Raw genomic sequence first — 24,860 nt, 5'->3', positions numbered from 1 at the left:
TGATCTCCTTATCACCCGTCGCTTTAACGGGTATATCAATGCGTCTGGCTTGCCTTTATACTACCGCGCGTTTGTTTATAAACTGCCCAAATGCCACTAAATGGGAAATCTCCAGTGAAGTTCGTAAAGTATTTATTAATCCTTGCAGTATGTTGCATCCTGCTGGGAGCAGGCTCGATTTATGGCCTCTATCGCTATATCGAGCCGCAATTGCCTGACGTCGCGACGCTCAAAGATGTGCGTTTACAGATCCCGATGCAGGTTTACAGCGCTGACGGCGAGCTGATCGCGCAATATGGCGAGAAACGTCGAATCCCGGTCACGCTGGATCAGATGCCGCCGGTAATGCTCAAAGCCTTTATCGCCACAGAAGACAGCCGCTTTTATGAGCACCACGGGGTAGACCCGGTGGGGATCTTCCGTGCGGCAAGCGTCGCGCTGTTCTCCGGTCACGCGTCGCAAGGGGCGAGTACCATTACCCAACAGTTGGCGAGAAACTTCTTCCTGAGCCCGGAACGTACGCTGATGCGTAAGATCAAGGAAGTGTTCCTGGCAATCCGCATTGAACAACTGCTGAGTAAAGATGAGATCCTCGAACTGTATCTGAACAAGATCTATCTGGGGTATCGCGCCTATGGCGTGGGTGCTGCCGCGCAGGTCTATTTCGGTAAAACGGTTGATCAGCTCAGCTTAAGTGAAATTGCGGTGATTGCCGGTCTGCCAAAAGCGCCGTCAACCTTCAACCCGCTCTATTCGATGGACCGTGCAACCGCGCGACGTAACGTTGTACTGTCGCGTATGTTGAGCGAAAACTACATCACACAGGCCCAGTACGATCAGGCGCGCGGCGAGGCCATTGATGCCAACTACCATGCGCCGGAAATCGCTTTCTCTGCACCGTATCTGTCTGAGATGGTGCGCCAGGAGATGTATAACCGTTATGGCGAGAAAGCCTATGAAGACGGGTATCGCATCACCACCACCATTACGCGCAAAGTACAGCAGGCGGCTCAGCAGGCAGTACGTAACAACGTGATGGATTACGACATGCGCCACGGCTACCGCGGCCCGTCAAACGTGCTGTGGAAAGTGGGCGAAAGCAGTTGGGACAGCAAGAAAATTACCGATACGCTGAAAGCGCTGCCGACTTATGGCCCCCTGCTGCCGGCGGTTGTTACCAGCGCCAATCCGCAGGAAGCCATTGCCGCGCTGGCGGATGGTACGTCAGTGTCATTACGCATGGATGGTATGCGCTGGGCGCGTCCTTACCGTTCGGATACTCAACAAGGCCCAACGCCGCGTAAAGTGACTGACGTAGTACAGACTGGCCAGCAAATCTGGGTACGCCAGGTGGGAGATGCCTGGTGGCTGGCGCAAGTGCCGGACGTCAACTCCGCCCTGGTCTCCATCAATCCGCAAAACGGCGCGGTGCTGGCGCTGGTTGGTGGTTTTGACTTCAACCAGAGCAAGTTTAACCGTGCAACCCAGGCGTTACGCCAGGTGGGCTCCAACATCAAGCCATTCCTGTATACCGCCGCAATGGATAAAGGTCTGACGCTGGCGAGCATGCTCAACGACGTGCCGATCTCCCGCTGGGATGCCGGTGCTGGTTCCGACTGGCAGCCGAAGAACTCCCCACCGCAGTACGCCGGTCCTATCCGCTTACGTCAGGGGCTGGGTCAGTCGAAAAACGTAGTGATGGTACGCGCCATGCGCGCTATGGGCGTGGATTACGCGGCAGAGTATCTGCAACGTTTCGGTTTCCCGGCACAGAACATTGTGCATACCGAGTCACTGGCGCTGGGTTCGGCTTCGTTCACGCCGTTGCAGGTGGCGCGCGGTTACGCGGTGATGTCTAATGGCGGCTTCCTGGTCGATCCGTATTTCATCAGTAAGATTGAAAGCGATATGGGCGGCGTTATCTTCGAAGCGAAGCCGAAAATTGCCTGCCCGGAATGCGATATTCCGGTGATATATGGCGATACCCAGAAATCTAATGTGCTGGAAAACAGTAACGTAGAAGATGTCGCCGTCTCGCAAGAACAGCAGAATGCCGCCGTGCCTATGCCGCAACTTGAGCAGGCAAACCAGGCTCTGGTCGCGCAAAGCGGCACACAGGAGTACGCTCCGCACGTGATCAACACGCCGCTGGCCTTCCTGATTAAAAGCGCGCTGAACACCAATATCTTTGGTGAACCAGGCTGGATGGGAACCGGTTGGCGCGCAGGTCGCGATTTACAGCGTCATGATATCGGTGGGAAAACCGGGACCACCAACAGCTCTAAAGATGCGTGGTTCTCCGGTTACGGACCAGGGGTAGTAACGTCGGTATGGATCGGCTTTGATGACCATCGCCGCAACCTTGGTCATACAACGGCTTCCGGCGCGATCAAAGACCAAATCTCCGGCTACGAAGGCGGTGCGAAGAGTGCACAGCCTGCATGGGATGCTTACATGAAATCCGTGCTGGAAGGTGTGCCTGAACAGCCGCTGACGCCACCGCCGGGTATCGTGACGGTCAATATCGATCGCAGTACCGGTCAACTGGCGAGCGGCGGTAACAGCCGTGCAGAGTATTTCATTGAAGGTACTCAGCCAACGCAGCAGGCGGTACACGAGGTAGGGACAACCATTATCGATAATGGTGAGACACACGAACTGTTCTGATCGATTGCCGGATGGCGCTTCGCTTATCCGGCCTACAATTTCGGTACAATTATTTGATCTTCCGGAATTTTGTAGGCTGGATAAGGTATCAGTTGGCAATCGTAATTAAAGCCGTCCCTGCCCTTTCAGCCATTCACGGACGAGGAACAGCGCACTGACATTACGTGCTTCATGAAAATCAGGATCTTCCAGCAGGTCCATCAAATGCGCCAGCGGCCAGCGCACCTGCGGTAATGGCTCGGGTTCATCACCCTCCAGCGATTCAGGATATAAGTCCTCTGCCACCACGATGTTCATCTTGCTGGAGAAATAAGATGGCGCCATGCTAAGTTTCTTTAAAAACGTCAGATCTTTTGCGCCAAACCCCACCTCTTCTTTCAGCTCCCGATTCGCCGCCTCAAACACGCTTTCGCCAGGATCGATTAATCCCTTGGAAAAACCCAGTTCGTAGGACTCCGTCCCGACCGCGTACTCGCGAATAAGGATCAGATGGTCGTCAACAATCGGCACAATCATTACCGCTTCACGCGTGGATGGACGCATACGTTCATAAACGCGGCGTACACCATTGCTGAACTCAAGGTCCACGCTTTCGACCTTAAACAGCCGGGATTGGGCGACGGTTTCCACTTTCAAAATCGTGGGTTTCTGTAATGATTTGCTCATTGTGAGGATCTTTGCTGTGAAATCTGGGGTTATTGTGCGATATACCGCACGGTTTCGGCAATGTGAATTGCCGTTTATTTACATTTATGTAACGTACTAAAAGTTAGTCCCTATTTCAAATTAAAAGTCAATAGGTTGAAATAACTCCAGGAATTTGCTGATATTCCATTTTTGGTGATTTTGCTATGATTCGCATTTACTGGGCTGTACTTAAAGATGCTCAAGTTCGACTCCACACTTGCCGATAGCCAACCACAGAATCACGAATATTGAACAGGGTGCGACTGACCACGCCTGACAGACTAAGTAAGATGGGGAAAGCATGAGCACCATTCTGATTTTTTTAGCTGCTTTGCTGGCCTGCTCATTGCTTGCAGGATGGCTACTCAAATCAAAATCCAGGCAGAAGAATTTACCCTTGAGCAGTGTCTTCTCAGACGCCTCGAAACGTAAACTCACACCTGAAGAACGCAGCGCAGTCGAAAACTATCTCGAAAGCCTTAGTCAAATTCAGCAAGTTCCTGGTCCAACAGGAGCCAGTGCTGCGCCAGTCTCATTAACGTTGAATGCCCAAAGTAATAGCGTCATCGTGCTTACTCGTTCGATTACACGTTACGGCATTACCACCGACGATCCTAACAAATGGCGCTACTATCTTGATTCCGTTGAGGTACATCTTCCCCCTTTCTGGGAACAATACATCAACGACGAAAACAGCGTTGAGATAATCCACACCAATACGATACCGCTGGTTATCTCGTTGAACGGCCATACGCTGCAGGAATATATGCAGGAAGCGCGAGGTTATGCGTTACAGCACACCGCTTCTACCCAGGCTTCCATTCGTGGTGAAGAAAGTGAGCAGATTGAACTGCTGAATATTCGCCAGGAAACCCATGAAGAATATGCGCTCAGCCGCCCTTCGGGATTGCGCGAGGCGTTGCTGATAACCGCCTCATTCCTGCTGTTCTTTTTCTGTTTGGTTATCCCGAACACGTTTGTTCCGTGGGCAGTTGGTGGCGCGGTATTGCTGTTAGCTGCGGGTCTGTGGGGATTGTTCGCCCCGCCGTCTAAAAGCGCCCTGCGGGAAATTCATTGTCTGCGCGGTACGCCGCGTCGCTGGGGATTGTTTGGCGAAAACGACCAGGAACAAATTAATAATATCTCGCTGGGTATTATTGATCTGATCTACCCACCTCACTGGCAACCTTACATCGCCCAAGACCTTGGCCAGCAAACGGATATCGATATTTATCTCGATCGCCACGTTGCCCGCCAGGGGCGTTTTTTATCTCTGCACGATGAAGTGAAAAACTTCCCGTTACAGCACTGGCTGCGCAACGCCGTCATCGCAGGCGGCTCGTTGCTGGTACTACTGATGCTGCTGTTTTGGATCCCGCTGGATATGCCGATAAAGGTCACGCTCTCCTGGATGAAGGGCGCGCAAACTATCGAAGCCACCAGCGTTAAACAGCTCGAAAACGCGGGCGTTCGCGTGGGTGACACGCTGCACCTGAGTGGTACGGGTATGTGTAACATTCATACCCAAGGGAGCTGGAATGCGCAGCCTGCCACGCCGTTTATGCCTTTCGATTGCTCGCAAATTATCTGGAATGACGCGCGCGCATTGCCGCTGCCTGAGTCTGACCTGGTGAATAAGGCTACTGCCCTCACGCAGGCCGTGAGCCGTCAGCTGCATCCCAAACCTGACGATGACTCTCGCGTCAGCGCATCGCTACGCTCGGCAATCCAAAAGTCCGGCATGGTGTTACTGGACGATTTTGGTGAGATTGTCCTGAAAACGGCCGATCTGTGTGCAGCCAAAGATGAATGTGTACGCTTAAAGAATGCGCTGGTTAACCTCGGTAACAGTAAAGACTGGGCCGCGCTGGTGAAGCGAGCGAACGCAGGCAAACTGGATGGCGTGAACGTGCTGCTGCGTCCGGTAAGCGCAGAGTCGTTGGATAATCTGGTGAATACCTCTACGGCACCGTTTATTTCACGCGAGACTGCGCGAGCAGCCCAGGCGCTGAATAGCCCTGCTCCCGGCGGTTTCCTGATTATCAGCGACGAAGGCAGCGATCTGGTCGATCAGCCGTGGCCGACGACCTCGCTATATGACTATCCGCCTCAGGAACAGTGGAACGCCTTCCAGCGCCTGGCACAGATGCTAATGCAGACGCCGTTTCGCGCGGAGGGGATCGTCACCAATATTTCGACTGACGCCAATGGCACCCAGCACATTGGACTGCACCGTATCCCGGACCGCTCAGGTTTATGGCGCTACCTTGGCACGACGCTGCTGATGTTCTCCATGCTCGGATGCGCTATCTACAACAGCATACAGGCATTCAGACGCTACCAGCGTCACCGCACCCGCATCGCGGAAATTCAGAGCTACTATGAAAGTTGCCTCAATCCAACACTGATTGACAACCCGGAAAGCCTGATTCGATAACACGCTCGCGCGCCAGGATATGCTACCCTGTCGCGCATCATGTTTTCTTCTGGGGAGTTTCCATGCATATCAATATTGCCTGGCAGGATGTCGACACCGTGTTGTTAGATATGGACGGCACGCTGCTCGACCTGGCATTCGATAACTATTTCTGGCAAAAGCTGGTGCCGGAAACCTATGGCGCGAAGCAGGGTATCTCTCCCCAGGAAGCCCAGGACTATATTCGTCAGCAGTATCATGCCGTGCAGCATACGCTAAACTGGTACTGCCTGGATTACTGGAGCGAGTGCCTGGATCTGGATATTTGCGCCATGACAACGGAACAGGGACCGCGCGCCGTTTTGCGTGAAGATACCGTACCGTTTCTTGATGCCTTAAAAGCCAGCGGCAAGCGGCGTATTTTGCTCACCAACGCACATCCGCATAATCTGGCGGTGAAGCTTGAGCATACCGGTCTGGCCTCACACCTTGATTTATTACTTTCCACCCACACATTTGGTTATCCCAAAGAGGATCAGCGGTTATGGCACGCTGTGGCTGAAGAAACGGGAATGAGTGCAGAGAAGACGCTGTTTATTGATGACAGCGAACCCATTCTCGACGCCGCTGCTCTGTACGGTATTCGTTACTGCCTCGGCGTGACCAATCCCGACTCCGGCATCGCCGAAAAACAGTACGCACGCCATCCGTCACTGAATGACTACCGCCGACTGATCCCCTCACTGATGTGAAGGAGACGCCATGAAAGAAAAGCCCTCTGCTGAAGTCAGGCTGGATAAATGGCTGTGGGCTGCACGCTTTTACAAAACGCGTGCGCTAGCCCGCGAAATGGTTGAAGGCGGTAAGGTGCACTACAACGGCCAGCGCAGTAAGCCAAGCAAGATTGTCGAGCTGAACGCCACCCTCACCCTTCGCCAGGGAAATGACGAACGAACGGTCATTATCAAGGCCATTACCGAGCAGCGTCGCCCGGCAACGGAAGCCGTTACGCTGTATGAAGAAACCGCGGAAAGCGTGGAAAAACGCGAAAAAATGGCGCTGGCGCGTAAACTTAACGCGTTAACCATGCCGCACCCGGACAGACGACCGGACAAGAAAGAGCGCCGCGACCTGTTACGATTTAAACACGGCGACAGCGAGTGACTGTCACCTGCAAGAGAGATGATTATGCCGCAACATGACCAATTACATCGTTATCTGTTTGAAAACTTTGCCGTGCGCGGCGAGCTGGTGACCGTTTCGGAAACCCTGCAACAGATCCTCGAAAATCATACTTACCCGCAGCCGGTCAAAAACGTGCTGGCTGAGCTGCTGGTTGCCACCAGCCTGCTCACCGCCACGCTGAAATTTGCCGGTGATATCACTGTGCAGTTGCAGGGTGATGGTCCGCTGAGCCTGGCCGTCATCAACGGCAACAACAATCAGCAGATGCGCGGCGTGGCCCGCATGCAGGGTGATATTCCTGAAGATGCCAACCTGAAAACGCTGGTGGGCAACGGTTACCTGGTGATCACCATTACCCCGGAAGAAGGCGAGCGTTATCAAGGCGTGGTCGGTCTGGAAGGTGACACGCTGGCAGCGTGTCTGGAAGATTACTTCATGCGTTCTGAACAGCTGCCGACACGCCTGTTCATCCGCACTGGCGACGTTGATGGCAAACCCGCTGCTGGCGGAATGCTGCTGCAGGTAATGCCGGCGCAAAACGCGCAGGCAGATGATTTCGATCACCTGACCGCCCTGACCGAAACCATCAAAGCCGAAGAGCTGCTGACGCTGCCGGCCAACGAAGTGCTGTGGCGCCTGTACCACGAAGAAGAGGTTACTCTCTACGATCCACAGGACGTTGAGTTCAAATGCACCTGTTCACGCGAACGCTGCGCAGGCGCACTAAAAACGTTGCCGGACGAAGAAGTGGACAGCATTCTGGCGGAAGAAGGCGAGATCGATATGCACTGCGATTACTGCGGTAGTCACTATCTGTTTAACGCCATGGATATTGCTGAGATCCGCAGCAATGCCTCCCCTGCCGATCCCCAGGTGCATTAATCACTGTCTTGCCTGATGGCACGGCGCTTATCAGGCCTACGGAAAAACTGTCGTAGGCCGGATAAGGCGTTCGCGCTGCCATCCGGCAAAAACGATGTCGGCAACACACTCACTCGGTGTAATAAGTCATCGGCAGTCTTTTGCCATCAATAGTGATATCCCGCCAGATTCTGGGGGCTGAGCCCAGTTGCTGATTCGCCACCGCCTGCAGCAATTTATCCTTATTGAATCCTTCAGGTAGCCTGGCAACAGCTAACAAATCCCATTTGTTTTTTTGCACGCCGAAGACCAGACTCTCCCCATCGCCAAAGGCATATAACACCTGCTCAGGATGACCATCCGCATTGAGGTCCTGACTCACCAGTACGCACGCATTCTGCTCAGCACAAGAGGTGATGCGATACCCCTGTGTTTTGACAAACGCCCAGAACGCATCGTCTGGCTTCTGGCTCCCCGGAGCAATCGCAACCTTCGATACTAACTGTGTTGCGGTTAGCTCTTTAACCGGATCCCGGCGCCCTTGCAGCAGAGAAATCAAGTCGCGTCTGCGTTTACTGTCTTGATTAAACGCCACATCTTTTTGTAATGCTTCCAACGCTGCGCGCCCCGGTTTTCCGCTGTGATCCAACATATACAGGCTGACTTGATCCGGTTTAATTTTTCCGCTGTGATACAGCCTCATATGGCTGTTAACGCTGATGCGCCAGGCATCAATAACCGGCGATGACAGCAGAACCAACAGCCCCAACGCCAGCAACGAAACGCCAAGAATGACCGGCCCCTGAAGCTCAAGTGGATTGCGCCCGCGGCGCAAAATGCTGGCCAGATAGCCAAACGACCATACCAGCAGTACCACGACCACCAGCACGCCATACAAACGCTCAGGCGTCCAACCGTACTGTTGTATTCGCACCCACAGTGACCAACCTGCAATCAGCATATAGATGGGCGCGACAATCAGAGAGCATTTGATCAGGTAGCGTAACGCGCCAGGATAGGGTAACGCCTCTTTTTGCGGTTCACGCACAATAGCCATCAACAGCAACAGGAGCAGCGTCAGCGTTGACATCAACCCGGCCGCAGACACGCGTTGCGAAATAGCCTCCAGCCCGGTGAAAGGTAAGGTCAGTATGAACATCAGCGCCAACAGCGCGACCAGAGGTAACAGACCGGTGGCGATAAACGTCAGTAATTTTTGTACCGCCGTGACCAGACGCGACTGTGTTCGGGCCAGTACCACTGCCAGTGCGGTAATCAGACCAAAGGCCACATAGCCAAACCAGTCAGTATCAAAGAAGAGCGTGCTGAAGAAGGGAATACCGACCAGCTTAAACATCTCGCTCCATAGAAGGAGCACCAGCCAGAACAAACCGTTGGCGACAAAGACAATCAGCAACGTCAACGCATTAAGCCACAATTGCCGATAAAAATGCGGGTAACGCGCCTGCTCACGAGAGACATGAAGCGAGTACTGAATCCAGGGCAAAGCAAGCATCGCCATCAGCAGTAAGCGCCAACCATAGAACATAAAAACTTCATGTTGCCGCCACTTATCACTGTCCTCGACTTGCCACTTTAGCCAGACACTCATCGCCAGCACGACAACAAAGATCAGCGCCATCCAGTACCACAGCGCGCGTTGTTTGAAAGAAACAACAGTAAGTAAAAGAGCCGAGGTGATCGCAATCGTCGCAGGCATGCCATAGAACAGCCAGCCGTCATTATGGGGCACCAGATATGTCATCAGCAGATAGCATAATGTCCCCTGCAACAGGCCGATGAATATCATGCCCCAACGCGTCGTACGTGAAATTTCAGCACTATCCATGTCAGTATCCAGAATGAAGGGAAAAGCTAATTATCGCATCAACTTCACAATTTTGAGCATTGATAGAGCGATTTCAGACCACGACGACGGGAAGTGAATCGATATTGTTTATGTATAACCCACATTCATTTCTTACGTGAATGCGATTACACTCACAAGATTCCCGCCAAAAACACTCTCCATTAACGTTTTAAGAACATTTTCCACAACAAAAAAGGGTTTCCTGCCATAATATCTGCCTCTTTGTGACAGGAGTCGCAGCGCATTCGGTCGCCCGTGATTTTCCCGGATGCGTAAATCTATGAGCCTTGTCGCGGTTAACAATCCCTAAAAAACCTTACTATTCCAGGTAATACATATTGGCTAAGGAGCAGTGAAATGCGTGTGAACAACAGTTTAACCCCGCAAGATCTCAAGGCTTATGGTATCAATGACGTTCAGGATATCGTTTACAATCCAGACTACGACACGCTTTTCCAGGAAGAACTTGATCCAAACCTGGAAGGTTATGAACGTGGCGTGTTAACGAATCTGGGCGCCGTTGCCGTTGATACCGGTATCTTTACCGGACGTTCGCCAAAGGATAAGTACATTGTCCGTGACGACACCACGCGCGACACGCTGTGGTGGTCCGACAAAGGTAAAGGTAAGAACGACAACAAACCGCTCTCCCCGGAAACCTGGCAGCATCTGAAAGGATTAGTCACCCAGCAACTTTCCGGCAAGCGCCTGTTTATCATTGATGCTTTCTGCGGCGCTAACGCCGATACCCGTCTTTCCGTGCGCTTCATTACCGAAGTTGCCTGGCAGGCGCATTTTGTCAAAAACATGTTCATCCGCCCAAGCGACGAAGAGCTGGTTGATTTCAAACCTGATTTCATCGTGATGAACGGCGCTAAATGCACCAACCCGCAGTGGAAAGAGCAGGGTCTGAACTCCGAAAACTTCGTGGCTTTCAACCTGACTGAGCGTATCCAGTTGATTGGCGGTACCTGGTACGGCGGCGAAATGAAGAAAGGTATGTTCTCCGTAATGAACTACCTGCTGCCGCTGAAAGGCATTGCCTCCATGCACTGCTCAGCAAACGTTGGGGAAAAAGGCGATGTGGCAGTCTTCTTTGGCCTGTCCGGCACCGGTAAAACCACGCTGTCCACCGACCCGAAACGTCGCCTGATTGGCGATGACGAACACGGCTGGGATGACGACGGTGTGTTTAACTTCGAAGGCGGTTGCTACGCGAAGACCATCAAACTGTCTAAAGATGCCGAGCCGGAAATCTACAACGCGATCCGTCGTGACGCGCTGCTGGAAAACGTCACCGTGCGCGAAGATGGTTCCATCGATTTCGATGATGGTTCAAAAACTGAGAACACCCGCGTTTCCTACCCGATTTATCACATCGATAATATCGTTAAGCCGGTGTCAAAAGCGGGCCATGCTACCAAAGTGATCTTCCTGACCGCCGACGCATTTGGCGTGCTGCCGCCGGTTTCTCGCCTGACCGCAGACCAAACACAGTACCACTTCCTGTCTGGCTTCACCGCCAAACTGGCCGGTACCGAACGCGGCGTCACCGAACCGACCCCAACCTTCTCTGCCTGCTTCGGCGCAGCATTCCTGTCTCTGCACCCAACGCAGTACGCAGAAGTGCTGGTGAAACGTATGCAGGCGGCAGGTGCACAGGCGTATCTGGTTAACACCGGCTGGAACGGTACCGGCAAGCGTATCTCTATCAAAGATACCCGTGCGATTATCGACGCCATCCTGAACGGTTCGCTGGATGACGCGGAAACGTTCCGTCTGCCGATGTTTGACCTGGCTATCCCGACCGAGCTGCCGGGTGTGGACACTCGCATTCTCGATCCGCGTAATACCTACGCATCTCCGGAGCAGTGGCAGGAAAAAGCCAATGCACTGGCGAAACTGTTTATCGAGAACTTCGAGAAATATACCGATACCCCTGCGGGTGAAGCGCTGGTTAGCGCCGGACCGAAGCTGTAACGAAAAGTGCCGGATGGCGGTTTCGCCTTATCCGGCCTACAGCAACAAAAAGGGAGGCATTTTGCCTCCCTTTGTTATGCGTCTTTCGTGTTGCCCGGCGCGCGAGTGAAGGGAACCGGAAGCCATGCACGAATCGACAACCCACCGCGTTCACTGGTACCAATCTCCAGCATACCGTTATGGTTATCAATAATACGCTGCACAATCGCCAGCCCCAGGCCCGTGCCGCTGGTACTGCGCGCGCTGTCGCCGCGGACAAACGGCTGGAACAGGTGTTTACGCTGCTCCGGCTTGATGCCCGGACCATCATCTTCTACCTGGAACCAGGCGCGATGCTGCTCCATTCCGCTACTGACCTTAATCCAGCCGTTGCCATAGCGGGCGGCGTTAACCACCATATTGGCAACCGCACGCTTGATCGACAGCGGGTGCATCTTCACCTGAATGCTGCCCGGCAGCAGCGCAGTTTCGATTTCACGTTCGTAGCCGCTTTCTGCCGCAACCACTTCACCCAGCACCGAGTTCAGATCCGCCATCTCCATTGGCATCTCCTGACCGGTACGCAGGTAATCGATAAACTGCTCGATGATGGCGTTACACTCTTCGATGTCCTTATTGATGGACTCCGCGAGATAACCGTCCTCTTCGCCCATCATTTCGGTCGCCAGACGAATACGCGTCAGCGGAGTACGTAAATCGTGGCTCACGCCCGCCATTAACAGCGTACGGTCATCGGCCAACTGCTTCACACCTGCGGCCATATGGTTAAATGCTCGGGTTACGGAACGCACCTCAGAAGCGCCATACTCACGCAACGGCGGCGGAATGATACCTTTCCCCACCTGCAGCGCCGCATGTTCAAGATCCACCAACGGTCGGTTCTGGATACGGATAAACAGCCATGCCCCACCGATAGCCAGCAGCATAATCGCCAGCGTATAGCGGAACAGTGGTGAAAAATCGCCCTGATGAATTTCCGTAAGCGGCACGCGTACCCAGATATTGGGCGACAGCCAGGTTTTCAGCCACACGACCGGCGAGCTTTTGTTGACCTCAACGCGGACTTCCGTTGGGCCACCCAGCTGCTGCGCCATCTGATGGCTTAAGAATTCGTAGTGTTGCGCCCAACGCAGTCCGGCTTCTTCAGCGGCCTCGTTGGAATAGAGGGAAATACCCAGCTCACGATAGATTTCCCGGCGGAATGCGGGCGGCACCACCAGTTGCGTACCGTCCTCCAGCTGCAGTTTATCGGTCATCAGCATACGAACTTCGTACGCCAGGACCTTATTAAACTGCTGGAGGCTCGGCAGAATCGCGAAGTTCAGCACTACCAGGTATGTCGTCACCAGGCTGGCAAACAGCAAGGTGACGATGAGCAATAACGTGCGGGCAAACGAACTTCGTGGTGAGAAGCGCATTCGCCTCATGCTTTAGAACCGTCCGGAACAAAGACATAGCCCAGACCCCATACGGTCTGAATGTAGCGTGGATGAGCCGGATCTTCTTCCACCATGCGGCGCAGACGGGAGATCTGGACGTCAATAGAACGTTCCATCGCAGAATATTCACGACCACGGGCGAGGTTCATCAGCTTGTCTCGCGACAGCGGCTCGCGCGGGTGGCTTACCAGCGCTTTCAGTACCGCAAATTCCCCGCTGGTGAGCGGCATCGGCTCATCTTCGCGGAACATTTCACGCGTACCGAGGTTCAGTTTGAACTTACCAAAAGCGATAACCGCTTCTTCCTGAGAAGGTGCGCCCGGCAGTTCATTCGCCTGACGACGCAGGACTGCGCGAATACGTGCAAGCAACTCACGCGGGTTAAACGGTTTCGGGATGTAATCGTCGGCGCCGATTTCCAGCCCTACGATACGGTCAACTTCTTCACCCTTCGCTGTGACCATAATGATCGGCATCGGGTTGCTCTGGCTGCGCAGGCGACGGCAAATAGACAGGCCATCTTCTCCCGGCAGCATTAAATCCAGCACCATCAGGTGAAAGGACTCACGGGTCAGCAGACGATCCATCTGCTCAGCGTTTGCGACGCTTCGAACCTGGAAGCCCTGCTCGGTCAGATAACGCTCCAGAAGCGCACGCAAGCGCATGTCGTCATCGACCACCAGAATCTTATAGTTCTCTTGCATTGTTATTACTCCCAAAGGTTCGCAACAATTAAGTGTATATTCTTAAGAAAGCTAACGTGAGTCACCAGCGAATTCTGGTATGAATTCCAGGCTAAATTGTTACAAAGCATATTAAACAGCAGCTTAAGTATACAATGTTTCTCGCAATACATTATTTATTCTGTTGATATGCTCACGTAATACTAATTGTGCGCATCATCACAGAGTCGAAGGTAAAACAATAAGATGAAAACGCCCCTGATAACCCGTGAAGGGTATGAAAAACTTAAACAAGAGCTGAATTATCTCTGGCGTGAAGAGCGCCCGGAAGTCACCAAAAAAGTTACCTGGGCCGCAAGTCTGGGTGACCGCAGCGAAAATGCCGACTACCAGTATAATAAAAAGCGCCTGCGTGAGATCGACCGCCGCGTCCGTTATTTGACCAAGTGCATGGAGAATCTAAAAATCGTCGATTACTCCCCGCAGCAGGAAGGCAAAGTCTTCTTTGGCGCATGGGTTGAGATTGAAAATGACGATGGCGACATCCGCAAATTCCGTATTGTTGGCTACGATGAGATCTTCGGTCGTAAGGATTACATCTCAATCGACTCACCAATGGCGCGGGCGCTATTGAAAAAAGAGGTCGGCGATCTCGCAGTAGTAAACACCCCAGGTGGCGAAGCCAGCTGGTACGTGAACGAGATTGAATATGTGAAGTGAGACCGGAACAATCCGAAGCCCCGGCAGATGGCTGGCATTTTTGCCAGTCAATCCGTATAACTATCCCCTGATTTTTTATCCTATAGACGAAGCTATCCATGATGAATGATTCTTTCTGCCGCATTATCGCAGGTGAAATTCAGGCTCGTGCTGAACAGGTAGAAGCTGCCGTTCGCCTGCTTGACGAAGGGAACACCGTGCCGTTTATCGCACGATATCGTAAGGAAATCACCGGCGGTCTGGACGATACGCAACTGCGTAATCTGGAAACCCGTCTGGGATATCTGCGTGAACTGGAAGACCGCCGTCAGGCAATCCTGAAATCTATCGGCGAGCAAGGCAAACTGACCGACGATCTAGCGAAAGCGATCAACGGTACGTTAAGTAAGACCGAACTCGAAGATCTCTATCTGCCGTATAAACCAAAGCGCCGCACCCGTGGGCAGATCGCCATTGAGGCCGGACTGGAGCCGTTGGCAGACCTACTGTGGAACGAACCGTCTCACGACCCGGAAATGGAAGCCGCAAAATATCTCAACGCCGAAAACGGCGTGGCGGATACCAAAGCCGCCCTCGACGGCGCGCGCTACATTCTAATGGAGCGCTTCGCTGAAGACGCTGCTCTGCTGGCGAAAGTACGTGATTATCTGTGGAAAAACGCCCATCTGGTTGCCACCGTGGTAAGCGGTAAAGAAGAGGAAGGCGCTAAGTTCCGCGACTACTTCGATCACCACGAACCGATTTCTACAGTACCATCCCACCGTGCGCTGGCCATGTTCCGTGGTCGTAACGAAGGTGTGTTACAGCTTTCACTGAATGCCGATCCGCAATTCGATGAGCCACCAAAAGAGAGCCACGGCGAGCAGATTATCCGGGATCACCTGGGACTACGCCTGAACAACGCCCCAGCAGACAGCTGGCGTAAAGGCGTGGTTAGCTGGACCTGGCGCATCAAAGTGCTGATGCACCTCGAAACGGAGCTGATGGGTACCGTGCGCGAACGTGCGGAAGATGAAGCTATCAACGTCTTTGCCCGTAACCTGCATGACCTGCTGATGGCCGCTCCGGCCGGGCTGCGCGCCACCATGGGCCTCGATCCAGGTCTGCGTACCGGTGTAAAAGTGGCAGTGGTTGACGGTACCGGCAAGCTGGTCGCGACCGACACCATTTATCCGCATACCGGTCAGGCCGCCAAAGCCGCCGTTGCCGTTGCGGCGCTGTGTGAAAAACACAACGTTGAACTGGTGGCGATTGGTAACGGTACGGCGTCGCGCGAAACCGAGCGTTTCTTCCTCGACGTGCAAAAGCAGTTCCCGCAAGTGACCGCGCAGAAAGTGATCGTCAGTGAAGCCGGCGCGTCGGTTTACTCCGCATCCGAACTGGCGGCGCTGGAGTTCCCGGACCTCGACGTATCTCTGCGTGGCGCGGTGTCTATCGCCCGTCGTCTGCAGGATCCGCTGGCTGAGCTGGTGAAAATCGATCCGAAATCTATCGGCGTGGGCCAGTATCAGCACGACGTAAGCCAGACTCAGTTGGCGCGTAAGCTGGATGCGGTGGTGGAAGACTGCGTGAACGCCGTCGGCGTCGATCTGAATACCGCCTCCGTACCGCTGCTGACCCGTGTTGCTGGTCTGACGCGCATGATGGCGCAGAATATCGTTGCCTGGCGTGATGAGAACGGTCAATTCCAGAACCGTCAGCAACTGTTAAAAGTCAGCCGTCTTGGGCCTAAAGCCTTTGAACAGTGCGCGGGCTTCCTGCGTATCAACCACGGCGATAACCCGCTGGATGCCTCTACCGTTCACCCGGAAGCTTATCCGGTTGTGGAACGCATTCTGGCTGCCACCGAGCAATCGTTGCGTGATCTGATGGGTAACAGCAGCGAATTGCGTAATCTGAAAGCCGCTGATTTTACCGACGAACGCTTCGGGGTGCCGACCGTCACCGACATCATCAAAGAGCTGGAAAAGCCGGGCCGCGATCCGCGTCCTGAATTTAAAACCGCGCAGTTTGCCGATGGTGTAGAAACCATGAACGATCTGCTGCCGGGAATGATTCTTGAAGGGGCAGTCACCAACGTCACCAACTTCGGCGCATTTGTTGATATCGGCGTGCATCAGGATGGTCTGGTGCATATCTCTTCACTGTCGAATAAGTTCGTCGAAGATCCACACACCGTGGTGAAAGCGGGCGACATTGTGAAGGTGAAAGTGCTGGAAGTGGACCTGCAACGTAAGCGTATCGCGCTGACCATGCGTCTGGACGAGCAGCCGGGTGAAACCAATGCGCGTCGCGGCGGCGGGAATAACGATCGCGCTCAGGGCAATCGCCCGGCACCAAAAGCGGCGAAACCGCGTGGCCGTGACGCACAGCCTGCGGGCAACAGCGCGATGATGGATGCGTTGGCGGCGGCGATGGGTAAAAAACGCTAAGTTTAAACCCTGTGCCGGATGGTGGTGTAAACGCCCTGTCCGGCCAGGTTATCGCAATTAATTTGTAGGCCGGATAAGACGCATGAGCGTCGTCATCCGGCATATTTAATCTATGCCCCGCTTTGCACCACAATATATTTATCACTTCATTAACAGATGAAACCTTAATTAAACATTAAGATCCCCAATAATTACTTCCGCGAATCACTCGTTTCCAACCAGAATAAATATTGAGGAATATCAAAATTGGCTCAAATTATTATCCAATTGTACATTCCGTCACATTTATTCTATTGATGATAGAAACCATTCTCATTATCATTGATTTGTTGATTATTTACTCTTTCCTTACGTTGGCTAATCATCTGGTCTCATGCCGCCCTGTCGCCCCATGAGGTTATCATCCAGTTAGCGAGATATAAGTAGGTCCCTATGCAATTCACTCCTGACAGTGCGTGGAAAATTACCGGTTTTGCCCGTGAAATCAGCCCGGCTTATCGTCAGAAACTGTTGTCACTTGGCATGCTACCCGGCTCATCCTTCAACGTGGTACGCGTCGCCCCGCTCGGCGATCCTATCCATATCGAAACGCGTCGCGTAAGTCTGGTATTGCGTAAGAAGGATCTGGCGTTATTAGAAGTGGAAGCGGTTTCCTGTTAATACAGTGAGTCTATAAAAATGAAAAAACTAACCATTGGTTTAATTGGTAATCCTAATTCCGGCAAGACAACTTTATTCAACCAGCTCACCGGCGCGCGCCAGCGTGTAGGCAACTGGGCTGGCGTTACCGTTGAGCGTAAAGAAGGCCATTTCGCCACGACGGACCACCAGGTCACGCTGGTCGATTTACCCGGCACCTATTCTCTGACGACAATCTCATCGCAAACCTCTCTCGATGAGCAGATTGCCTGCCACTATATTTTAAGCGGCGACGCGGATCTCTTGATCAACGTGGTCGATGCTTCAAACCTTGAACGCAACCTCTACCTGACGTTGCAACTGCTTGAGCTGGGTATTCCCTGCATCGTCGCACTGAACATGCTGGATATTGCTGAGAAACAGCAAATCCGTATCGATATCGACGCCCTCTCCGCTCGTCTTGGCTGTCCGGTGGTTCCACTGGTTTCCACCCGCGCCCGCGGCATTGAAGCACTGAAGCTGGCGATCGATCGCTACAAAGAAAACGACACCGTTGAGCTGGTCCATTATGCCCAGCCGCTGCTGCAAGAAGCTGATTCCCTCGCCGACGCAATGGCCAAAGATATGCCGCTTAAACAGCGCCGCTGGCTGGGCCTACAGATGCTCGAAGGCGATATCTACAGCCGTGCTTACGCCGGTGATGCAGCACAAAACCTTGATGCCGCTGTTGCTCGCCTGAGCGAGACAATGGACGACCCGGCGCTACATATTGCCGATGCACGTTACCAGTGCATTGCCGCTATCTGCGATACCGTCAGTAATACCCTGACGGCAGAGCCGAGCCGTTTCACCACCGCGGTAGATAAAATTATCCTCAACCGCTTCCTCGGTCTGCCGATTTTCCTGTTCGTGATGTACCTGATGTTCCTGCTTGCCATCAACATTGGCGGCGCGCTGCAGCCGTTGTTTGATGTTGGCTCCGTGGCACTCTTTATCCATGGTATTCAGTGGATTGGCTATACGCTGCATTTCCCGGACTGGCTGACCATCTTCCTGGCCCAGGGCCTTGGCGGCGGGATTAACACCGTGCTGCCGCTGGTACCGCAAATCGGCATGATGTATCTGTTCCTCTCCTTCCTTGAAGACTCCGGCTACATGGCGCGCGCCGCATTTGTGATGGACCGTCTAATGCAGGCGCTGGGACTGCCGGGCAAATCGTTCGTCCCGCTGATCGTCGGCTTTGGCTGTAACGTACCGTCAGTGATGGGCGCACGTACGCTGGATGCCCCGCGTGAGCGTCTGATGACCATCATGATGGCGCCGTTTATGTCCTGTGGTGCACGTCTGGCGATTTTCGCCGTCTTTGCCGCCGCGTTCTTTGGTCAGAACGGCGCGCTGGCGGTCTTCTCGCTGTACGTGCTGGGTATCGTCATGGCGGTGTTGACCGGCCTGATGCTCAAACACACCATCATGCGTGGCGAAGCAACGCCGTTCGTGATGGAGCTGCCGGTATATCACGTGCCGCACATTAAGAGTCTGATCATTCAAACCTGGCAACGTCTGAAAGGCTTCGTTCTGCGTGCAGGTAAAGTCATCATCATCGTCAGCATTTTCCTCAGTGCCTTTAACAGCTTCTCACTGAGCGGGAAAATCGTCGACAACATCAACGACTCTGCTCTGGCTTCCGTGAGCCGCGTCATTACCCCAGTCTTCAAACCGATTGGTGTTCACGAAGATAACTGGCAGGCAACCGTAGGTCTGTTCACCGGCGCGATGGCGAAAGAAGTGGTTGTCGGTACGCTGAACACGCTCTATACCGCAGAAAACATTCAGGAAGAAGAGTTCAACCCGGCAGATTTCCACCTCGGTGATGAGCTGCTCAGCGCGGTAGATGAAACCTGGCAAAGCCTGAAAGACACTTTCAGCCTGAGCGTGCTGGCTAACCCTATCGAAGCCAGCAAGGGCGACGGTGAAATGGCTACCGGTGCAATGGGCGTGATGGGCGAGAAATTTGGCAGCGCCGCCGCCGCGTACAGCTACCTGATCTTTGTTCTGCTGTATGTACCGTGCATTTCAGTGATGGGCGCTATCGCACGTGAATCCAGCCGTGGCTGGATGAGCTTCTCGATTCTGTGGGGCCTGAATATCGCCTACTCTCTGTCGACGCTGTTTTATCAGACGGTCAGCTACAAAGAGCACCCGACCTACAGCCTGGTGTGCATTTTAGCGGTCATCCTGTTTAACATCGTGTTGCTGGGCCTGCTGCGTCGAGCTCGCAGCCGCGTGGATCTCGCACTGCTGGCAACCAACAGGACGGCGAGTTCCTGCTGTTCCAGCACGACTGGCGATTGCCACTAAGGTTATCGACAATGGCATCGCTTATTCAGGTTCGTGATTTACTGGCTTTGCGGGGGCGCATGGAGGCGACACAAATTAGCCACACGCTGCATACCCCGCAGCCCATGATTGACGCCATGCTGAATCAGTTAGAAAAGATGGGCAAAGCGGTGCGGATTCAGGAAGATGCCGACGGGTGTCTTTCCGGAAGCTGCAAAAGTTGCCCGGAAGGTAAAGCCTGCCTGCGCGAGTGGTGGGCTTTACGCTAATCAGATGCTCTTTGCCGGATGGCGCTACGCTTATCCGGCCTACAAATGATGCAAACATCCAGGCCGGATAGCGCGTTTACGCTGATATCCGGCTTTTTTGCGTAATGGATTCCACACAGATTTCATTATTTCAGCAAAGAAGATCTATCCTCCAGCCAGCCACGCATCGTTATTAATTCGTGGATGATTACTGGTAACCTGGGAAGTAGAGTCTCGTCATCTTTTTTCTCAGGTATAGCACCGCGTTTCCACTGATCGATATCACTGTTGTGCCCGATGACGAGATTATGCAGCATCGCCGGATGGCGCTGTTGGAGCTCATCCAAAAGCATATTCGTAAACGCGATTTGATGGGGCTGGTAGAAAAACTGGCCATCCTGCTTGTTAAAGGACACGCTAATGACAACCAGTTGAAAGCCTTGTTTAATTATTTAATGCAGGCTGGTAACACCACACACTTTGGCGAGTTTCTTCATGAAGTCGCCGAACGTTTACCCCAACATAAGGACAAGTTGATGACTATCGCCGAAAGATTACGACAGGAAGGGCACCTTAATGGTCTTCAGGAAGGCCATAGGAAAGGGTTGCAAGAAGGGCTACAGGAGGGGTTACAAACGGGTCTGCAACAAGGCAAACGAGAGGAAGCATTACGTATTGCATCAACTATGCAGGCAGATGGTATAGACCCACTAACCATCTTCAGAATTACTGGCTTGACCGCTGAGGATCTGGCTACGCGCAGCCATTAATCTCAGGCCCGGCGAGCATGGCACCACCGGGCAACACATCAAATTTATAGTTTCTGTTTTAACGCCACAAGCGCTGCACAGAACTCTACGGGATGCGAGATAAACGGCGCATGCGCCGCTTTGGCAAACACCAAAGACTCGCTCTGCGGCCACAGTGCATCCAGCATCGGGACGACTTTGCGCGGCACCAGCCCGTCAAGATAGCCATACAACCGCAGGAAAGGCATTTCCACCGCGCACAGCGGTTCTCGCAGATCGACCGTTTTCAGGATCTCAAGTCCACCATTGAGCACCTCGACGTCCGGCATGGGTAAAGCCAGTACCGTTTTCTTTAGCGCTCGCGCATCCTGACGCGCAGTTTCTGTGCCCATCGTTTGCAATGCCAGAAAACGCTCCACCGTACGCTGGAAATCTTCGCTCAGCTGCTGCTGGAAACCTGCCAGCACCTCTGGCTTGATTCCCGGCCACTCATCCCGCGCGCTAAAGCAAGGGGAAGACGCGACGGTCGCCAGCGCCTGAACACGCTCAGGATGCGTTAACGCCACCTGACTCGCGACCAGCCCGCCCAGACTCCAGCCGAGCCAGATAGCTTTCTCCGGTGCCTGTTTCAATACCCGCTCAGCCATCTCTTCCAGTGACATTGCACCGAAACCCTGGCTACGACCAAATCCCGGTAAGTCGACAAGATGCAGTGTAAAATGCGAGCTCAGTTCCTCGCTTATGCAATGCCACACTTGCGCATTCAGTCCCCATCCGTGCAGCAGCACAAGATGGCAATTTCCCGAACCCTGGGTCTGCCACCAGATGTCATTCATCAGTTATTGTTCTCTTTTAGCCTGAAAGGATGCATCTATGCTAACAGTACCGGGATTGTGCTGGCTATGCCGAATGCCCCTGACATTAGGGCATTGGGGGATCTGCTCAGTCTGTACGCGGGCAACGCGTCAACACGCCAGCCTGTGCCCTCAATGTGGACTCCCTGCCGCTCATACCGTCATTCCCTGTGGGCGCTGCCTGCAAAAACCGCCGCCGTGGCAGAGACTGGTTACCGTCAGCGACTATGTTCCGCCGTTGAGCGGGCTTATCCACCAGCTCAAGTTTTCACGACGCAGCGAAACAGCCTCAGCTCTTTCACGTTTGCTATTACTGGAGGTACTACAGGCCCGGCGCGCCAGCGGCCTTCCTCTACCGGACAGGCTGGTCAGCGTCCCGCTCTGGCAACGCCGACACTGGCGCAGAGGGTTTAATCAGAGCGATTTACTGTGCCGTCCGCTGGCGCGCTGGCTGGGTTGCGACTGGGACAGCCGGACCATCTCGCGGGTTCGGGCAACCGCCACACAGCACCATCTCAGCGCCCGATTACGTAAACGTAACCTGAAAAATGCCTTTCGCCTTGAATTGCCGGTGCAGGGACTCCATATGGTTATTGTGGATGATGTCGTCACTACCGGAAGTACCGTCGCGGAAATCGCGCAGCTGCTTTTACGCAACGGCGCGGCGACTGTCCAGGTATGGTGCCTGTGTCGAACCTTGTAGAGCCTCGATGATGGGCGTATTATAACCAAGTAAAATAGTCAACTATTAGGCCATTACTATGATCCATATTTCCGATGCTGCACAAGCGCACTTTGCCAAACTGCTGGCAAATCAGGAAGAAGGGACACAAATCCGCGTATTTGTGATTAATCCCGGCACGCCTAACGCTGAATGCGGCGTTTCTTATTGTCCGCCGGACGCCGTGGAAGCAACCGACACCGCCATTAAATTTGACCTGCTGACCGCATATGTTGATGAACTGAGCGCACCGTATCTGGAAGATGCAGAAATCGATTTCGTTACCGACCAGTTAGGCTCCCAGCTGACCCTGAAAGCACCAAACGCCAAAATGCGTAAAGTTGCCGATGATGCGCCGCTGATGGAACGCGTGGAGTACATGCTGCAATCGCAGATCAACCCACAGCTGGCTGGCCACGGTGGTCGTGTCTCTCTGATGGAAATCACCGATGAAGGCTACGCCATTCTGCAGTTTGGCGGCGGCTGTAACGGCTGTTCAATGGTAGATGTAACGCTGAAAGAAGGTATCGAGAAGCAGCTGCTGGCTGAATTCCCTGAACTGAAAGGCGTTCGCGATTTAACCGAACACCAGCGCGGCGAGCACTCTTACTACTAACGCCCGAACCTGTAGAGTATCCGTAGGCCCGATAAGACGCACCCGCGTCGCTATCGGGCATTGCTGCCGAATGGCAGCGTAACGGCCTACAACACTGCATTTCTCTGCCTGTGCCCTGCAACAATCCCCCGCATAATTTGACCAGCCTCTCATATTTTAAATTTTGCCTGTCCAGGTGATTTTCAAGCGCAGCATGTTACCCGTATCATTCGTATCAGCACCTAACACACCCATAATAGCCAGTTAAACTGATTAGTTTTGAAGGCAACCAGCATTGGTGCTGAGAATACTCTGTTCCCGGTCGGGACAATCGGAATTTGTCATCTAAACACTGACGTTACCCATAACAAAGTAAAGGCCAGGTAAATCATGCCATTAGTCATCGTTGCTATCGGTGTAATCTTGTTACTCCTCCTGATGATCCGTTTCAAAATGAACGGCTTCATCGCTCTCGTCCTGGTGGCGCTTGCTGTCGGATTGATGCAAGGGATGCCACTGGATAAAGTCATCGGTTCGATTAAAGCCGGCGTCGGCGGAACCCTTGGCAGCCTCGCCCTGATTATGGGTTTTGGCGCCATGCTGGGCAAAATGCTGGCGGACTGCGGCGGCGCACAGCGCATCGCAACCACGCTGATTGCTAAATTCGGCAAAAAACACATTCAGTGGGCGGTGGTATTAACCGGATTCACCGTCGGTTTTGCCCTGTTCTACGAAGTCGGCTTCGTGCTGATGCTGCCGCTGGTATTCACCATTGCTGCCGCTGCTAACATCCCGCTGCTGTACGTTGGCGTACCGATGGCTGCTGCGCTGTCCGTTACTCACGGCTTCCTGCCGCCGCACCCGGGTCCAACCGCTATTGCCACCATTTTCCACGCAGATATGGGTAAAACCCTGCTGTTTGGTACGATTCTGGCAATCCCGACCGTTATTCTCGCCGGTCCGGTATACGCGCGTTTCCTGAAAGGCATAGATAAGCCAATCCCGGAAGGTCTGTACAGCGCAAAAACCTTCACTGAAGAAGAGATGCCAGGCTTTGGCGTCAGCGTCTGGACCTCTCTGGTCCCGGTTATCCTGATGGCAATGCGCGCCGTGGCGGAGATGATTCTGCCGAAAGGCCATGCTTTCCTGACGGTTGCAGAATTCCTCGGTGACCCGGTCATGGCAACGCTGATTGCAGTGCTGATTGCGATGTTCACTTTTGGTCTGAACCGCGGACGTTCGATGGATCAGATTAACGACACGCTGGTGTCCTCAATCAAAATCATCGCGATGATGCTGTTGATCATCGGTGGTGGCGGTGCCTTCAAACAGGTTCTGGTTGATAGCGGCGTGGACAAATACATCGCTTCAATGATGCACGGCTCTAACGTTTCTCCGCTGCTGATGGCATGGTCTATCGCTGCAGTACTGCGTATCGCACTGGGTTCCGCAACCGTTGCAGCGATTACTGCAGGTGGGATTGTGGCACCGCTGATTGCAACGACCGGCGTAAGCCCTGAGCTGATGGTTATTGCGGTTGGTTCCGGTTCCGTCATCTTCTCCCACGTGAACGATCCTGGGTTCTGGCTGTTCAAGGAGTACTTCAACCTGACCATCGGTGAAACCATCAAGTCATGGTCAATGTTGGAAACCATTATCTCCGTCTGCGGTCTGGTAGGGTGTCTGCTGCTGGGTATGGTGGTCTGATAAAACTGAGCCTGATGGCGCTACGCTTATCAGGCCTACGTGCTACGAGCCATCACCATAAAAAAGCCGG

At 53.5% G+C, this 24,860-nt stretch carries 19 protein-coding genes and 1 pseudogene; 15 read left to right on the top strand and 5 right to left on the bottom strand.

Annotated features, from left to right (window positions below):
- The first annotated feature begins 114 nt into the window (after positions 1 to 114).
- On the top strand, positions 115 to 2,667 hold the full coding sequence (mrcA, locus tag LY264_RS01690) for a peptidoglycan glycosyltransferase/peptidoglycan DD-transpeptidase MrcA (protein WP_048227408.1): 2,553 nt from the start codon (positions 115 to 117) through the stop codon (positions 2,665 to 2,667).
- A gap of 105 nt (positions 2,668 to 2,772) precedes the next feature.
- On the opposite strand, the gene nudE is transcribed toward mrcA, so the two are convergent.
- Complete coding sequence (gene nudE / locus LY264_RS01685; protein ID WP_003827667.1) at positions 2,773 to 3,333, bottom strand: ADP compounds hydrolase NudE; 561 nt, start codon at positions 3,331 to 3,333, stop codon at positions 2,773 to 2,775.
- Positions 3,334 to 3,655: 322 nt separating this feature from the next.
- On the opposite strand from nudE, the gene igaA reads away from it, so the two are divergent.
- From igaA to hslO, 4 genes are all read left to right on the top strand, one after another.
- Positions 3,656 to 5,791, top strand: coding sequence for an intracellular growth attenuator protein IgaA (gene igaA, locus LY264_RS01680; RefSeq protein ID WP_032945218.1), 2,136 nt, complete (start codon positions 3,656 to 3,658; stop codon positions 5,789 to 5,791).
- A gap of 62 nt (positions 5,792 to 5,853) precedes the next feature.
- Entirely contained in the window at positions 5,854 to 6,522 is a 669-nt protein-coding gene (gene yrfG, locus LY264_RS01675) for a GMP/IMP nucleotidase (protein WP_003023533.1), read from the top strand.
- A 10-nt stretch (positions 6,523 to 6,532) separates the two neighbouring features.
- On the top strand, positions 6,533 to 6,934 hold the full coding sequence (gene hslR / locus LY264_RS01670; RefSeq protein WP_003837900.1) for a ribosome-associated heat shock protein Hsp15: 402 nt from the start codon (positions 6,533 to 6,535) through the stop codon (positions 6,932 to 6,934).
- A 24-nt stretch (positions 6,935 to 6,958) separates the two neighbouring features.
- Positions 6,959 to 7,837 carry an Hsp33 family molecular chaperone HslO gene (hslO, locus tag LY264_RS01665; RefSeq protein WP_048227445.1) on the top strand — a complete coding sequence of 293 codons (879 nt, stop codon included), beginning with the start codon at positions 6,959 to 6,961 and terminating at the stop codon, positions 7,835 to 7,837.
- A 109-nt stretch (positions 7,838 to 7,946) separates the two neighbouring features.
- Here the strand turns inward: hslO and LY264_RS01660 are convergent, their stop codons facing one another.
- Complete coding sequence (locus tag LY264_RS01660; protein ID WP_048227410.1) at positions 7,947 to 9,665, bottom strand: DUF4153 domain-containing protein; 1,719 nt, start codon at positions 9,663 to 9,665, stop codon at positions 7,947 to 7,949.
- A gap of 378 nt (positions 9,666 to 10,043) precedes the next feature.
- Here LY264_RS01660 and pckA point away from each other — a divergent pair, with 378 nt between their 5' ends.
- A complete protein-coding gene (gene pckA / locus LY264_RS01655; protein WP_003023529.1) occupies positions 10,044 to 11,666 on the top strand; it encodes a phosphoenolpyruvate carboxykinase (ATP) in 1,623 nt (540 codons plus the stop codon).
- Positions 11,667 to 11,740: 74 nt separating this feature from the next.
- On the opposite strand, the gene envZ is transcribed toward pckA, so the two are convergent.
- Positions 11,741 to 13,093: a two-component system sensor histidine kinase EnvZ gene (envZ, locus tag LY264_RS01650; protein WP_003827658.1), complete on the bottom strand. Its 1,353-nt coding sequence runs from the start codon at positions 13,091 to 13,093 to the stop codon at positions 11,741 to 11,743.
- Positions 13,090 to 13,809, bottom strand: coding sequence for an osmolarity response regulator transcription factor OmpR (gene ompR / locus LY264_RS01645; protein ID WP_001157751.1), 720 nt, complete (start codon positions 13,807 to 13,809; stop codon positions 13,090 to 13,092). Before ompR ends, envZ begins: the two co-directional genes overlap by 4 nt.
- 225 nt (positions 13,810 to 14,034) lie before the next feature.
- On the opposite strand from ompR, the gene greB reads away from it, so the two are divergent.
- The 6 genes and pseudogenes from greB to LY264_RS01615 all read left to right on the top strand — a co-directional run.
- Positions 14,035 to 14,508 carry a transcription elongation factor GreB gene (greB, locus tag LY264_RS01640; RefSeq protein ID WP_003023524.1) on the top strand — a complete coding sequence of 158 codons (474 nt, stop codon included), beginning with the start codon at positions 14,035 to 14,037 and terminating at the stop codon, positions 14,506 to 14,508.
- A gap of 98 nt (positions 14,509 to 14,606) precedes the next feature.
- On the top strand, positions 14,607 to 16,940 hold the full coding sequence (locus LY264_RS01635; RefSeq protein ID WP_048227412.1) for a Tex family protein: 2,334 nt from the start codon (positions 14,607 to 14,609) through the stop codon (positions 16,938 to 16,940).
- A 432-nt stretch (positions 16,941 to 17,372) separates the two neighbouring features.
- On the top strand, positions 17,373 to 17,600 hold the full coding sequence (feoA, locus tag LY264_RS01630; protein ID WP_003023519.1) for a ferrous iron transporter A: 228 nt from the start codon (positions 17,373 to 17,375) through the stop codon (positions 17,598 to 17,600).
- 18 nt (positions 17,601 to 17,618) lie between these two features.
- Positions 17,619 to 19,937 carry a Fe(2+) transporter permease subunit FeoB gene (gene feoB, locus LY264_RS01625; protein ID WP_008786334.1) on the top strand — a complete coding sequence of 773 codons (2,319 nt, stop codon included), beginning with the start codon at positions 17,619 to 17,621 and terminating at the stop codon, positions 19,935 to 19,937.
- A gap of 11 nt (positions 19,938 to 19,948) precedes the next feature.
- Positions 19,949 to 20,185, top strand: coding sequence for a [Fe-S]-dependent transcriptional repressor FeoC (gene feoC / locus LY264_RS01620; RefSeq protein WP_003023516.1), 237 nt, complete (start codon positions 19,949 to 19,951; stop codon positions 20,183 to 20,185).
- A 233-nt stretch (positions 20,186 to 20,418) separates the two neighbouring features.
- Positions 20,419 to 20,934: pseudogene (locus tag LY264_RS01615) on the top strand (Rpn family recombination-promoting nuclease/putative transposase); the annotation flags it as partial.
- A gap of 44 nt (positions 20,935 to 20,978) precedes the next feature.
- Here the strand turns inward: LY264_RS01615 and bioH are convergent.
- Complete coding sequence (gene bioH, locus LY264_RS01610) at positions 20,979 to 21,749, bottom strand: pimeloyl-ACP methyl ester esterase BioH (protein ID WP_048215399.1); 771 nt, start codon at positions 21,747 to 21,749, stop codon at positions 20,979 to 20,981.
- Positions 21,750 to 21,786: 37 nt separating this feature from the next.
- Here bioH and gntX point away from each other — a divergent pair, with 37 nt between their 5' ends.
- The 3 genes from gntX (at position 21,787) to gntT (ending at position 24,790) form a co-directional block, all read left to right on the top strand.
- Complete coding sequence (gntX, locus tag LY264_RS01605; protein WP_048215398.1) at positions 21,787 to 22,470, top strand: DNA utilization protein GntX; 684 nt, start codon at positions 21,787 to 21,789, stop codon at positions 22,468 to 22,470.
- 58 nt (positions 22,471 to 22,528) lie between these two features.
- Positions 22,529 to 23,104 carry a Fe-S biogenesis protein NfuA gene (gene nfuA / locus LY264_RS01600; RefSeq protein WP_003023509.1) on the top strand — a complete coding sequence of 192 codons (576 nt, stop codon included), beginning with the start codon at positions 22,529 to 22,531 and terminating at the stop codon, positions 23,102 to 23,104.
- A gap of 369 nt (positions 23,105 to 23,473) precedes the next feature.
- A complete protein-coding gene (gene gntT / locus LY264_RS01595; protein ID WP_003023507.1) occupies positions 23,474 to 24,790 on the top strand; it encodes a gluconate transporter in 1,317 nt (438 codons plus the stop codon).
- Positions 24,791 to 24,860: the final 70 nt, after the last annotated feature.

This window comes from Citrobacter portucalensis (assembly GCF_023374935.1).
Classification (GTDB): domain Bacteria; phylum Pseudomonadota; class Gammaproteobacteria; order Enterobacterales; family Enterobacteriaceae; genus Citrobacter; species Citrobacter portucalensis.
Note: the sequence above shows the minus strand (reverse complement) of the source record. Positions and strands in the feature narration are given on the sequence as shown.